The 13956-nt window shown below is 28.3% G+C and carries 9 protein-coding genes; 4 read left to right on the top strand and 5 right to left on the bottom strand.

Features of this window, described 5'->3' with window-relative positions:
* Positions 1–473: 473 nt before the first annotated feature.
* The 3 genes from bamC to bamE all read right to left on the bottom strand — a co-directional run bounded on the left by bamC (position 474) and on the right by bamE (position 3499).
* On the bottom strand, positions 474–1529 hold the full coding sequence (gene bamC, locus ERCIPSPA2889_RS00255) for an outer membrane protein assembly factor BamC (RefSeq protein WP_157988890.1): 1056 nt from the start codon (positions 1527–1529) through the stop codon (positions 474–476).
* Complete coding sequence (gene dapA, locus ERCIPSPA2889_RS00250) at positions 1517–2425, bottom strand: 4-hydroxy-tetrahydrodipicolinate synthase (RefSeq protein ID WP_157988889.1); 909 nt, start codon at positions 2423–2425, stop codon at positions 1517–1519. Before dapA ends, bamC begins: the two co-directional genes overlap by 13 nt.
* A gap of 732 nt (positions 2426–3157) precedes the next feature.
* Complete coding sequence (gene bamE, locus ERCIPSPA2889_RS00245; protein ID WP_157988888.1) at positions 3158–3499, bottom strand: outer membrane protein assembly factor BamE; 342 nt, start codon at positions 3497–3499, stop codon at positions 3158–3160.
* Between the two features lie 369 nt (positions 3500–3868).
* Between bamE and tusA the strand changes: the two genes are divergently transcribed.
* The 4 genes from tusA (at position 3869) to cysE (ending at position 9808) form a co-directional block, all read left to right on the top strand.
* Positions 3869–4117: a sulfurtransferase TusA gene (gene tusA, locus ERCIPSPA2889_RS00240; protein WP_157988887.1), complete on the top strand. Its 249-nt coding sequence runs from the start codon at positions 3869–3871 to the stop codon at positions 4115–4117.
* A gap of 3329 nt (positions 4118–7446) precedes the next feature.
* Positions 7447–7908, top strand: coding sequence for a protein-export chaperone SecB (gene secB / locus ERCIPSPA2889_RS00235; RefSeq protein ID WP_157988886.1), 462 nt, complete (start codon positions 7447–7449; stop codon positions 7906–7908).
* A complete protein-coding gene (gene gpsA / locus ERCIPSPA2889_RS00230) occupies positions 7909–8928 on the top strand; it encodes an NAD(P)H-dependent glycerol-3-phosphate dehydrogenase (RefSeq protein WP_157988885.1) in 1020 nt (339 codons plus the stop codon).
* A 55-nt stretch (positions 8929–8983) separates the two neighbouring features.
* Complete coding sequence (gene cysE, locus ERCIPSPA2889_RS00225; protein ID WP_157989401.1) at positions 8984–9808, top strand: serine O-acetyltransferase; 825 nt, start codon at positions 8984–8986, stop codon at positions 9806–9808.
* 1238 nt (positions 9809–11046) lie between these two features.
* On the opposite strand, the gene pfkA is transcribed toward cysE, so the two are convergent.
* Together pfkA and fieF are read right to left on the bottom strand one after the other, a co-directional pair.
* The gene (pfkA, locus tag ERCIPSPA2889_RS00220) at positions 11047–12009 is read right to left on the bottom strand and encodes a 6-phosphofructokinase (protein ID WP_157988884.1); all 963 of its coding nucleotides are present in this window, start codon (positions 12007–12009) and stop codon (positions 11047–11049) included.
* Positions 12010–12373: 364 nt separating this feature from the next.
* Positions 12374–13276, bottom strand: a complete 903-nt coding sequence (fieF, locus tag ERCIPSPA2889_RS00215) for a CDF family cation-efflux transporter FieF (RefSeq protein WP_157988883.1) — start codon at positions 13274–13276, stop codon at positions 12374–12376.
* Positions 13277–13956 lie beyond the last annotated feature (680 nt).

Genomic DNA, 13956 nt, shown 5'->3' with positions numbered 1-13956 from the left:
ATTAATATTAAACTAAATTAATCAAGCTCTCACAATAAATAGTTAACTCTTCTATTATAAACGCTGTTACACTTATTTTTAATAAGCTGCTTTTTATCTTAATCTTAAATCCTAATGATTGATGCCTCAATATTTTTAGAAAAAAAATATCATTATAGATCATAAATTATCAGTTATAAATTAAAGTTAATACAATATGATTTATATACATATAGATACTTCTAAGCCATCTCATTCTCTATTTAAAGTCTAAAGATTATCCAAATAAAAATATATACATACATTTTATATATCTTAAAAAAATAACATAAAATATGCTAAAAACTAACATATTGCATATAATGGTAGTGCACATACTCTTTTATAAGACCTTAACTTGCACCACCTAGTGTTAGATGATTTTTATGGCACAAAATAATGATATTATAATTAAAACTTTCATTCTAAATAGAGCATTTATCAGTTTATTATCTTCATGTTCGCTTATTTTTTATTATAATTAACTTAAAAATAGATAAGATTTTTTCATATTGCAATCGATTTACTAGATGACCTGCTGGGTCAAAAAATTGCAAACTACTATAAGATCCTAGCTCGCCAACCTGAAGTTTATAGTAACCATTTTTAAAATTCATATCCATGACACCTAATTTATTAATAGTTTTTCTGCTCAACGAAGTATATTTTACCTTTAAGCTTCCATGTGAATAATTGCTCTCTTTTAATTCCATATTCAACATTTTTAGAATACCCGGCAACCAAAACCAAACATGATCAAAAGAAGCGCATAAAATTATATTTGATAAACCACTATCATTAGTACTAGTGTATGCATGAATATTCTGTTCATAATTTTTAGATATCACTGGAGCTATTTCATTATGACACATCATCATATTTAAGTTTTGAGCTAAATAGCTACACATCCTTGCAGTGTAATTCTGAATTTGAAAAGAAGAAGTCACCTCCTTATCTTTTTGTCGTAGACCAATTAAGATTACTTTTATTGTTTGATAACTTCCCTTTTCCTTCATACTAATTTGATAGCGTCCGGAATAAAAATTCTCTTTGTCATCACTAGGATCATACCACCGAACCCAATTAGTAAATAAATTTTTACATCTATCTTGACGATAGAAAGTTGCAAATTTATTTTTCTGTAAAATATTAATTATTTGTGAAAAAATTAAATTAGATGAACCCTTAATAACTAATATTCCTACATTCCCAGATATTTGAGCATGTAGACTTTGTTCATTCATCAAAACTTGAGTAGGCGGCATAAGATCTACCCGGGTATCATTCTGACTCCTTATGCCCATAAAAGGAACATGAAAATACTGATTTTGTGTTGGCAAAGGCATTCCAGCGAGAGATTTTAACTCTTTAGAGTTATCTATTTTTAAAGTAGATGCATAGCTCATCGCTTGATGTCTATTGTATACCTTACTAGAGCATGCGGACAAAAACGATACTGATAATAGTCCTAAAACCATCACTATCATGGGACGATGTCTCAAGTTAGACATGTACATACTCCCTGAGTTAAAAAACAATCAGCATCTTTAAGCGCCTGTTGGACAATAGAACAATTAATTTCAGTTAATGACGTCATTGGTAAACGCAGCATGTCACTCTCTATTAATTCCAATTGTTTTGCCGCCCATTTAATAGGAATAGGATTAGGCTCAATGAATAATTTTTGATGAAGATTCATCAGCTTCTGATTTAAAAGGCGAGCCCGCTCTATTTTGCCTCTTTGGACTAAGTCACATAACTTTACCATCTGATAAGCAGCAATATTGGCTGTTACAGATACAACACCACATCCACCTAGTTCCATAAAATTTAATGCAGTAGAATCGTCACCACTAAGTAAGATAAAATCTTCTTGAACTAATTTTCGAATTTCAGTTATACGTAACAAATCCCCAGTTGCCTCTTTAATTCCAATAATATTTTTAATATTAGAAAGACGCTGAACGGTAATTGGTAATAAGTCTACACCGGTACGTAAAGGCACATTATATAGTATCTGTGGAAGATTAGTGTTTTCAGCGATCGTTCTGAAATGTCGATACAGTCCTTCTTGTGTTGGGCAATTATAGTAAGGAGTCACACTTAAGCATGCAGCTACACCAGAGTTTTCAAAAGATTGAGTAATAGAAACAGCTTCTGCAGTACTATTCGCGCCAGTACCAACTATGATAGGAATACGCCCTTTGGAAAACTTCAATATTAACTCAGTCACATGACTACGTTCTGCATAAGTTAAAGTAGCCGATTCTCCTGTTGTACCTAAAACAACTATCGCTGCAGTGCCGCTTTTCACATGATAATTAATAAGATTTTTAAAACTACTAACACATACCTCACCTTTCTTATTCATTGGTGTGATTAGCGCCACAATACTTCCTTTAAACATTATCCTTCCTTGTTAGAAAAAAAGTTTAAGACAGTTATTTTTTAATAATCGCCCCTAATACTGTAATATTCGTACATATCACTATTTATACATTTATAAATCCTAACTATTTATATATCTTAATTATTTATATAGTGATTATTTGTAAAGTAATATTGCTATATAGAAATATTACTTTACAATTTTTACTAAACATTAGTAATAGTGATATCATAGGTAAATTAATAACAATTAGATTTTAGACCAACAACATAAAGAAATACTTAACATGATAATGGATTTTCTAATTTTATCATATCCCTGAATGATTATTGCCTCAAAAAATATCTTTCACTTATTACTATGAAAAACTTAACATCTGTAAGCTTTTTATACGCTCACTATGGGAAATAGTAATAAATAGATTCAATTAAAATATAATTTATAGCTGGCTCTGTTTTTTTATTTTATGACTTAAAATTTTATAATATTATATTCAGGATAAGGAATAGTCATGCTATCCAATACAATGCAAATAAGTCAAGAATGCAAAATAATATATGTTTGTCTATAATACATCTGTTTTTTTATTTTAAAGTCACTAAACATTGAGACCTCACTAAAAAAACTTGTTTCTTTCTAAAAATTTATATAAAGCTGTTTATATAAAAAACATGATATCAATAAAAATTACTAGCAGAACACTAATAAATTTGATGCGACAATTAGCTTAAGATTTATTATCTAACTTCTTCAATGAATAAATTCAATCTTTTTATTATCTATATCAGTCAAGATTCCTTGATTGTTAAAACTTAACTTTAACGTTTGCTGCTGAAGAGGTTGACGCCTAATTTTTTGACGACAGATATAATACCAGGTATCGTTACTAAATGGATCACTAATCTGAGGTGTTCCCAGGATATGTCTAACTTGTTCCTGTGTCATACCAATATGAATTTTTACTAAATGATAGTGTGATATATAATTGCCTTGAATTAGATCCGGATGATAAACTAATTTATCCGCAATAGAACAACCATTGCTAACCATTAAAGCAATCCAGGTTATAGTTAAAATTTTATAGCTTATCATAATAATATTCCTTATCAGCTATAATAATTATTATAGGTACTAGTTAAAAACCGTTATTATATTGTATATATAATCAAAGCTCGACGCTCTGATATGAACTATTTACTCAGAATATCATTTTTATAAAATACATAATAAAAATAAGAAATATGTATAATTTTATTATGTATTATACTTATTCATGGATTAAAGGTAAAAAAAGTAATATTTACACTAATATATTCATATATTTCAAACTTCTCATTTCTTAGAATCTCTGCTTTAATATTATGAAAATAATATATAGTATTGATGCATAAAAAATTATGTATTATTTTAGTATCTATTTTTCTATTGTTTTAGATATATTAAATAAATTATTTTAAACTAATGATAAAACTAATCATGACATCTCAACATACTCTGGATACCCAGGGACTACGCTGTCCTGAGCCCCTGATGTTAATACGAAAAACTATGCGTTATATTAATCATGGTGAGACCTTACTCATTCTTTCTGATGATCCAGCCACCGTATATGACGTTCCTAATTTTTGTCGTTTTATGAATCACACTTTAATTTTACAATCAATTGATTCTCTACCATATCAATACCTTCTAAAAAAATCTGATATTTAAAATAGAGTTACTTTTATAATTATAATATGTTAATAATCATGCGCTTTATTATGTACTTAAATAAAAAATCAACTTTTAAATAATTTTATTCATTTTATTTCTATATTATTCATAAGGTTAATTCATTGACACGTATAATCACAGGAACTTCTATCATTAACTTTATGATCTTTGATTGATCAGAAAATTAGACATGTAAGAACTTAATCCTTATAAAATAACTCTTATGTTATTTTAGTATTAAAAATTGTTCAATTAAATTAATTTACCGTAAAAAGGTAACAAAAAGATAAATATTTACACCAAAAATAAAATTTACTGACCGAACTCAGTAAAATAAAAAATATATAAAAACTAGCAAGTTCTAATATTTATCTCACTTAAAAATAATTTTTATATACTAGATCTTTTACATATATAATATAAAAGTAAGTAGTGATAAATTTATTTAAAACAACCCTATTAAAAAAAACATCATATATCTTGTATCTTTTACCTGATATATGTTACTTTATGCAATTCTTAATAATTATTATAGATTATCTGAACACTATAAAATATATAATATTTAATATTTCTATACTAAATCTTAAAGAATTTTCTTAATAAAATATTATACTAAATTTTAAAATATATTTTTCTAAATCTTAAAGTGTTAGAATATATTATAAGAAATATATTATAATTTGATAGATATGTAACTCAATATTAAATATTTTATTAAATATATAATATACAAGAAAATAGATGACTAACTATCTAAGTCACAATATACCTTTAAATTTTATTTAATTAGTAATTTTTTATAAGTAAAATACTAAATAATACATACTACTTTTTTAATAAAAATAAAAATAATTAATTAAAAAAAATTCAAGTAAAACTCCCATGATGCAATTACATTAAAATATATTAAAAAATAATTTCATAATAATGATATAAATCTCTTTGATCTAAACTGAATATCTATATAAGATATTATTACTTTAAGATTTCTATGAAGTTATAGTTAAAATTTCAAATAAAAATAATTATCTCATCAAAATTCTGAGACCTAAACTACATACTCAAATGAGACAAAATATAATACACGCGCTATTTCGTAAAACTACAATTTTTATTTTATTAGGAAAAGTATAAAAACACTAAGTTACATATCATTTTGCAATTAACATAACCTTTCAACACACTCAGTGATATACACCCAATGTATTGTATCTACTATCACCCTACAATTATATGATGTTTTATAGTAAAATATCATAAAAGTAATTTAATTAATATTGCAGACTGCTATTAATGTACAGAATCTGTAAAAAATTATTCAGTAAATAAAACCACAATTAAAATGCGATAAAATCGATTTAATGAAAAATATTCAATATGTTTTACATATGATATACTCGCATGTATTAGGAGATATAAATGATAATCACACTAAAATACATACTATTGTAACTTTAATAAAAAAATAATATAAAGATTATTTTAGATTAAAACGATTAACTAATATTTATAATAATAAAAATACACAAGACCCCCTTACTAAATTAGTATATATCATGAAAATCAGTCAAATATTATATAGACACATTCAGTAAAAATTATTACAAATTTCTTCATATTTAAAAAATAACGTTTATTACTATAATCATAGTATTTTTGTTATTTTTAAATAACACTACTCTTTAAATAAAAGTACACATACAAACATGCAGATACAATGAAAATACATTCACCTCAATGACACGTGCTCTCTAATCGTATACAATTTTAGAAAAAATATATAATTAAAGAACATATTATACCGATTAAGATAATTAATATTATCGTTAATATCACATGTTTACTATTAAAAGAACTCCAGAGACATCAAAAACCCTACGAAAAACCTAAGATAAATCATACGTTGCACATAAAATCTCTAAAAACTAACTAATCTTTAAATACGTTCAGCCTAAATTAACCTATTCTTATAAAATTCAGCACGCGCACTACACATAACATTATACATAAAAATTTTACCATCTTTAATACCAGTAATGAATATCCTTTAAAATAAAATACAATTAAAATTACTATTAATCTTACATGAAACTTTTCTAAATCAAATAGCTCTAAAAAAATTCTGACTTACTTATTAACCTTAACTCTACTTCATCTTAGTTCTATATGAAACAATATTCACAATACTGAATGGTATTCAGTACATTATAAAGTTCATATAGTGATTTTTTTAAAAACAAAAGACGGTTTTTCTCTTCAGGGGGTTTATTATATATTTTTATTTAAAAATTTAACGCTCTAAATAATAAACAGATTAACTATATAATATATATTTTAAAAATAAATAAAATACTATCTAAGTATATTCTATATTTTATCGTAGTATATAAATGTTTTTATTATGATTTTTTAAAAAATTTTACTTATGACAACATGTAATAAAAATAATTTTAAAATTACGCACTGATAATATATGATATATTCTGTAATAATATATCATATACTCTGTAATCATATATTATATACTTTGACAGAGTACATTCATTAATTTTTATTAAACTAATGAACTTTAAGAAGATCAAACACTATAAAATATCTTTTGTTATGTATAATTATACCTACTAATTACAAGGCATAATATTAATAAATACAACTATCTACACAAAAAACATAATCGCCTGTAAATACATCAGGTAAGGGTAATTTTCTGTTTTATTGTTACATGAAAAAATCATATATATTACAATGTATAATCTTATTTAAGACATTTAATTTTTTAAAATTTTAAAGACAAGCGATACATTCAGTTATTTTGATTTAACATTTTTATCTAAATTGTAGATATGTTTTTAATTAATATAGTATCTTATAGAAATAGAAAGATATAAGATAATCATAAGATCCTTATTAGGAATCAGATTCATGCTTGCGCATAACAACAAAAAATTAATATTTTTACAAAAATATTAATTTTTTGATCTATATCACTGATATCAATAAAAATAAAAATAATTATCTAAATAATTACCTACTTATCTTTCTTAGTATAATGAATGTATATAATTTAAAATATATATGATATATAAATAAAAATTTAAAAATTATTTGCAGATGCCCCTTGAAGATATTGAAAAATATCAAGCTGCATCTACAACGGTTCACAATAAAATTACCGAATTTTAATGACTCTAAATTCTAGTGATTTTATAAAACATCATGCATCCCTTTCATAATCATCAAGGGTAGGCTAGAAAAAATTACGAACCATTTTATATTCTTGGATATAATCATATCTTACTGACAAATAGGATTACAAAATTTCTATGTTAGAAAAATATAATAGTGATAAATCGCCTCAAATCAATCGTATTTACACTAAAAATATCTCTTTTGAATCACCCCAAGCGCCACAAGTATTTCAAAAACCTTGGGACCCTCAGGTGACACTCAATCTAGGCACTAGTTCTACTCATTTAATAGATAAAATGTACGAGGTAATACTACGCGTCACTGTTATTACAAGCCTTGCTAAGAACACTATTTTTCTGTGTGAAGTAGAACAAGCCGGGGTCTTTTCTATTAAAGAAACAGAAAAAAACAAACTAGAGCACAGCTTGGGTTCATACTGTCCAAATCTTCTCTTTCCATATGCACGTGAATGCATTGCTAACTTAATATGGCATAGCACTTTTCCGCCATTACATCTTGAGCCGGTTAACTTTGACACACTATTTATGAAGTACCTTCAAAAATCAAAACACACAGAACATACTCCGGATACATAAATGAAAAACTCTGATGCGATTATGAGCATTATTGGAGCTGGTTCATACGGAACCGCGTTAGCCATTATGTTATCTCGTGGTGGCCGTCAAGTCATATTATGGGGGCATGATCATTATCATCAGGCACAACTACAGGCACGCCGATATCATCAGAACATTCTTCCAAAAGTACCTTTTCCTGACACTTTAATTATACAAACCAATCTTGCTAAAACAATATCAGCTAGTCGCAATTTACTATTAGTAGTTCCGAGTTATGTATTTGGCGACATGCTATACCGCATTAAACCGCATCTTCGCACTGATTCACGTTTGATCTGGGCAACAAAAGGTCTAGAAAATCATACTGGGCGATTACTCCAAGAGGTTGCATCCGAAATACTTGGTAGGCATATCCCTCTATCTGTTATATCAGGACCAACCTTTGCTAACGAAGTGGCAATAGGTACACCAACTGCAATTACCTTAGCGGCAACAAATAAAGAACTTGCAATAGAATTACAACAACTATTTCATCACAAAACAAAACTCCGAGTGTATAACAATCCTGATATGATTGGCGTTCAATTGGGTGGAGTAGCAAAAAATATAATTGCTATTGGGGTCGGTATATCTGATGGTATAGGTTTTGGCGCCAATACTCGAGCTGCACTCATCACTAGAGGGTTAGCTGAAATAAGTCGGTTAGGTACAGCTTTAAATGCTAATCCTGCTACATTTACAGGAATGTCCGGCTTAGGGGATTTAGTTCTAACTTGCACAGATAACAGGTCTCGCAATCGACGCTTTGGTGTTTTAATAGGCGAAGGTTATAATATTCACCATGCAAAAAAATTAATAGGGCAGGTTATTGAAGGTTGGTATAATACAAAAGAAATTAAAATGCTAGCTATGCGCTATAATGTTGACATGCCAATTACTGAGGAAATTTACCAAGTATTATATTGTGGAAAAAATGTTATAGATGCCGCAGAGAGCCTGCTCAATCGTTCCAGTAAAGAGGAAAATAATAGCAGCTAAATTATGCGACTTAATTTTACTGCGGAGGAGGCAATATTTTATTGGAGAGCGAATGATGCTATATATAGATCCTAAACAAATTTGGCATGATATCAAAAAAGAAGCTTATCAACTCACTCAATGTGAGCCTATGCTAGCCAGCTTTTATCACTCTGCTCTATTACAATATAACGATTTGGAAACTGCTTTAAGCTGTATTCTCGCCAATAAACTAGCTAATCATATTATATCAAAAACAGATTTATCTGAGATTATTCAGGATATTTACCGACAGTATCCAGCCATTATTATTTCCGCCGCTTATGATATCTATGCAGCACGTCATCGTGATCCAACCGTTGATAAATACTCTACAGTAATATTATATTTAAAGGGCTTCCATGCTCTACAAGTATATCGCCTTTACCATTTTTTATGGAATACAGGTCGTCACGCTCTTGCCCTATATATGCAACATGAAAGTTCTGTTTTATTTGCAGTTGATATTCACCCTGCCGCACGACTAGGTCAGGGTATCTTACTAGATCATGCAACTGGAATTGTAATAGGTGAAACTACAGTTATTGCAGATAATGTATCAATTCTGCAAGCAGTGACACTTGGCAGCACTGGAAAAGATAATGGGGATAGACACCCAAAAATTCAGGAAGGGGTTATTATTGGAGCAGGAGCTAAAATTCTTGGAAACATTGAAATAGGATGCTGGGCAAAAGTTGGAGCTGGATCCGTAGTTCTACATCCTGTCCCTGCTTATACCACTGTTGTTGGCGTTCCGGCTAATATTGTCAAAAACAAACACAAAAATGATATATCATCGATTCATATCAATCAATACCCTATAACAATATTTCCAGGTTTTGAATATGGCGATGGAATCTAATAAACCTTCATTGACAACATGTCATTATAACTTAACATAATTAAATACTAATATTTATTATACAGATTGTTTTACATTTTAAAAATAAAAATACATAATAAATATTATATTCTGTATCAGTTTTGTCTATTCATAATGTCTTATATTGTTATAGCTGTATCTATTTAAAAATATAACAAAAATCTAGACTATTAAGATTTTTGAAATTCATCACTAAAAAATCTTAATAACTAAAATGATTTTATTTTTAACTCAAGTCAAAATTATAGCTCTTACTATTGCAAAAATAACTCAATAAATCTATTATCATCGTCTTGAGTTAGAAAAACTTTTATTTTTGCGCATACAATCTAATGTAGACGCACAACTTAAGCTACAAATTATAATCATTTATGGTACTTATCATAAGTTTTAGTTTAATGATACGCTCATCTCCTAAATCGCATTTAATAAATATTACATAATGATAAAAATACTATAACTATACCTCAATGATATTTATAAAAATCTATTTATTTAAGATAGAATAATCCTGGACGCTATTATCGTGTAATAACTATTCTTTAGCTCTAAAATAAAAAAACAATCTTAATATAGAATTTTAGCGCCTTATATCTTATATGTTACGTTTTACGATAAACATCAAGTTTATTTATATAGATAAAAAATTTTATTTTGCATGCTGAATAAAAAAATTCAAAAAAATATAAAAAATAAACTCATTTTATAAGCTCTATATAATCATTTCTATCATTTTTATAATGTAGAATATTAGACTATAAAAATCTGATTCTCTTAAATAACTAACTTAGCATATACTAAAATTATGCATAATTGTCATAATAGTACCTTAATCATGACGAAAAATCAGTAAAAAATTACAAAAACCAGTGTTATTTATAAAGAAATCTTGATAAATATAATTTTTTGAGTATTTATTTTATGATCAGTAAAATATCAAAAAAGATACATAAAATACTTAAAATAATTAATAGAGCTATCTGTGCACTTATCTATATATTAAAATATAAAAATTATTAAAGAAATTATTTAATTATAACACATAGTATGCAGATTAGATCATAAAAATTACTAAAAAAATTAATTATAATATATATGATGTATATGAAATATTACATGATAATATTCTGTTTTGTAGTTTTGATCTTCCCAATAATATAAAGCTTAAAGCTGATAGCGCTATCGATCTTTAATACCTTAATACCTAAGTTAGAGGATCAATATAGCTTCTTAGCAACATCTAACCAATCATATTTAAACGGACGTTTCATATTTTGAATAGCATCAACAATATTATGATGTACTATCTCTTCATTTTGAATGCCTATGCAACATCCGTAAGAGCCCTCTAATAATAGTTTAGTAGCATAAGCACCCATACGTGAGGCTAAAATCCGATCATAGGCCACTGGAGCTCCACCCCGCTGAATATGCCCCAATACAGTGACACGTGTATCTCTTTTAGTTTCTTTTTCAATATATCGTGCTAATGCATTAATATCACAAATATGCTCAGTAATAGCTACAATGGCATGCTTCTTACCTTTAGAAAATCCATCCCTGATCTCATCAATTAACTTTTCACGAGTTTCAGGGGTTTCCGGTAAAACAATAAACTCACAACCCCCAGCAATTGCAGCCGCTAAAGTCAAATCTCCACAATATCGCCCCATCACCTCTACAATAGAAACACGTTGATGTGAAGAAGAGGTATCACGTAAGCGATCTATGGCTTCTACCACTGTTTCAAGTGCAGTAAAATACCCAATAGTATAATCTGTACCAGCTACATCGTTATCAATGGTCCCCGGCAAACTGATACAAGGAAACCCCATTTCTGTTACAGATTTAGCACCCATGTAAGAACCATCACCACCAATTACAACTAAAGCATCAATTCCACGTGTTATCATATTTTTGATAGCTATACTACGTACTTCTTTTGAACAAAATTCAGGAAAACGAGCAGAACCTAAAAATGTACCACCGCGATTAATTATATCTGATACACTGTAACGACTAAGGGCTATCATTCTATTTTCATACAACCCTAAATAACCATCATAAATTCCAAAAATCTCCAAACCTTCACTGATACCTGTACGAACAACACCACGGATTGCTGCATTCATGCCTGGTGCATCACCACCACTGGTGAGTATACCGATTTTATTCATCATAAAAACCTCTCAAGATAATGATATAGGTTATATATGATGCACTACAAGGACAATCACATATATCATTTTCTAACTAAAAGCGTTATGGCACACACAGATTAAAAGAGAATAATGAAGAATGGATAAACCTAAAAACTAAAATATTTAAAAAACATAATGGACTAAAAACAAGAGTTTTCTTTTTCAATCATACTTGATACGTAAAATTAAAATCATTGAGTAATCTTTACTGATAGTATGTACAGCCATTCTGCATAACTCTGTTTACTTAGATTTAGATACTCACCATACTTCTAATAACTTCTGTAATAATTTGATATAAATTCTCATACATTCAATATTAGACGGTACCCTCAAAGTCTTTTTATGATCCAAACGTACCTTGATGTTCTTGAGATACTGCAGAACATGGATCCTGATGAATAATCACATCAGAACCTGGAAATCGCATAATCAACGCCTTCTCAATATGATGAGATATGCTATGTGCCTCACATAAAGGTAAGTGATCCTCCATTTCTAAATGTAGTTGAATAAAGCGTGTTGGGCCAGCCTGACGTGTGCGAATACCATGTACTCCACATATACCAGGCCATGTGGTAACAATTTTTAAAATTGCTTGATACTCTGTCACAGGTAAGGCACGATCCAGTAATACCTGAACAGCATCATATGCCATACGCCATGCAGAATATAAAATCCATATACCAATATTAAGAGCACATAATGCATCAGCCCAATAACAACCGAACCAACTTAAAACTAAAGCTAATAAAATTGCACTATTTATTATTATATCTGATTGATAATGTAACATATCTGCACGTATAGCCTGACTTTGAGTGTTTTGCACTACCCAACGCTGAAAGGTAACTAAAATTAGTGTTGAAAATAAAGCTATAAAAGTCACTATAACTAATACTAGAGGCTCCTTGAGTTCCTGAGGGGCGGAAATATTTTTAAAGCCAGTAAAAAAAAGAAAGAGAGCGGAGCCACAGATAAACACACTTTGTACTAATACTGCTAAAGACTCAGCTTTTCCATGACCAAATGCATGTTTAGAATCAGCTGGTTGCATTGCATAACGTATAACTAATAGATTTGTCAATGAAGCAGCAATGTCCACTAACGAATCTATTAGTGCTGCTAGAACACTAACTGAGCCCGTATACCACCAAGCAAAACATTTCATGATTAATAAAAGAAACGCAAGCACTATTGCTGCCATAGCCGCCATAAAAACTTGCTGTGTATATTGCATATTCATCGCGGCTATCCACCAGGTATAATCAGTTAGTTATACTAACAGTCTAAGACCTCATCTATAGTATATGAGAGAGATAGACCAAAAGAATACTATATAATCCTATAGACCATCGATGAGATCGATCTTATTGCTACATGCTTTTGACAGATAATTAAAAATCTTTAAAAAACTCATAATATATTAAATATACAAATTACAATATTCAAAAATTACAATATCAATATATATATTTATATATATTGATATTGTATATATATTGAATCATTATCAAATCTCCCAGAAATACGATCACTACGCTCCATAAAACATAAAAAGTTTTTGATTATCTCTTAACTCATTATTTAGAATAACAATTAGAGATATAGCTTCTACATTATGCAAATCTTGATAATCTGAATCGATCGAATATACAAAATACCAATATTATCTCTAGTTTTTTTATGTTTTTAATATGAGTTACTTTTAACTAATTTTACTAATTTTACTAATGCAAGCATAAACTTTATTTATATTCGATATGTAGTTATCACTGTGTAAAACATCATTAAAATTGTAAAAATATTACTCAGAGGAATTATTAACTACATTGCTCTATATTTTTATATTTCACCAAATAAAGTATTATTTATAAAAATTAAACTACAGTTATTAACTAACCTGACAATTAAAATTAATCTTAC

The organism is Candidatus Erwinia haradaeae (genome assembly GCF_900698985.1).
GTDB classification, from domain to species: domain Bacteria; phylum Pseudomonadota; class Gammaproteobacteria; order Enterobacterales; family Enterobacteriaceae; genus Erwinia_E; species Erwinia_E haradaeae_B.
This window is presented reverse-complemented; position numbering and strand designations above follow the sequence as displayed.

What these genes read in the sequence shown, in the direction of transcription:
- cysE (WP_157989401.1), top strand. Translation starts at nt 8,984, where the DNA reads ATGCTATATATAGATCCTAAACAAATTTGGCATGATATCAAAAAAGAA.
- pfkA (WP_157988884.1), bottom strand. Translation starts at nt 12,009, where the DNA reads ATGATGAATAAAATCGGTATACTCACCAGTGGTGGTGATGCACCAGGC.
- bamC (WP_157988890.1), bottom strand. Translation starts at nt 1,529, where the DNA reads ATGTCTAACTTGAGACATCGTCCCATGATAGTGATGGTTTTAGGACTA.
- secB (WP_157988886.1), top strand. Translation starts at nt 7,447, where the DNA reads ATGTTAGAAAAATATAATAGTGATAAATCGCCTCAAATCAATCGTATT.
- gpsA (WP_157988885.1), top strand. Translation starts at nt 7,909, where the DNA reads ATGAAAAACTCTGATGCGATTATGAGCATTATTGGAGCTGGTTCATAC.
- bamE (WP_157988888.1), bottom strand. Translation starts at nt 3,499, where the DNA reads ATGATAAGCTATAAAATTTTAACTATAACCTGGATTGCTTTAATGGTT.
- fieF (WP_157988883.1), bottom strand. Translation starts at nt 13,276, where the DNA reads ATGAATATGCAATATACACAGCAAGTTTTTATGGCGGCTATGGCAGCA.
- dapA (WP_157988889.1), bottom strand. Translation starts at nt 2,425, where the DNA reads ATGTTTAAAGGAAGTATTGTGGCGCTAATCACACCAATGAATAAGAAA.
- tusA (WP_157988887.1), top strand. Translation starts at nt 3,869, where the DNA reads ATGATAAAACTAATCATGACATCTCAACATACTCTGGATACCCAGGGA.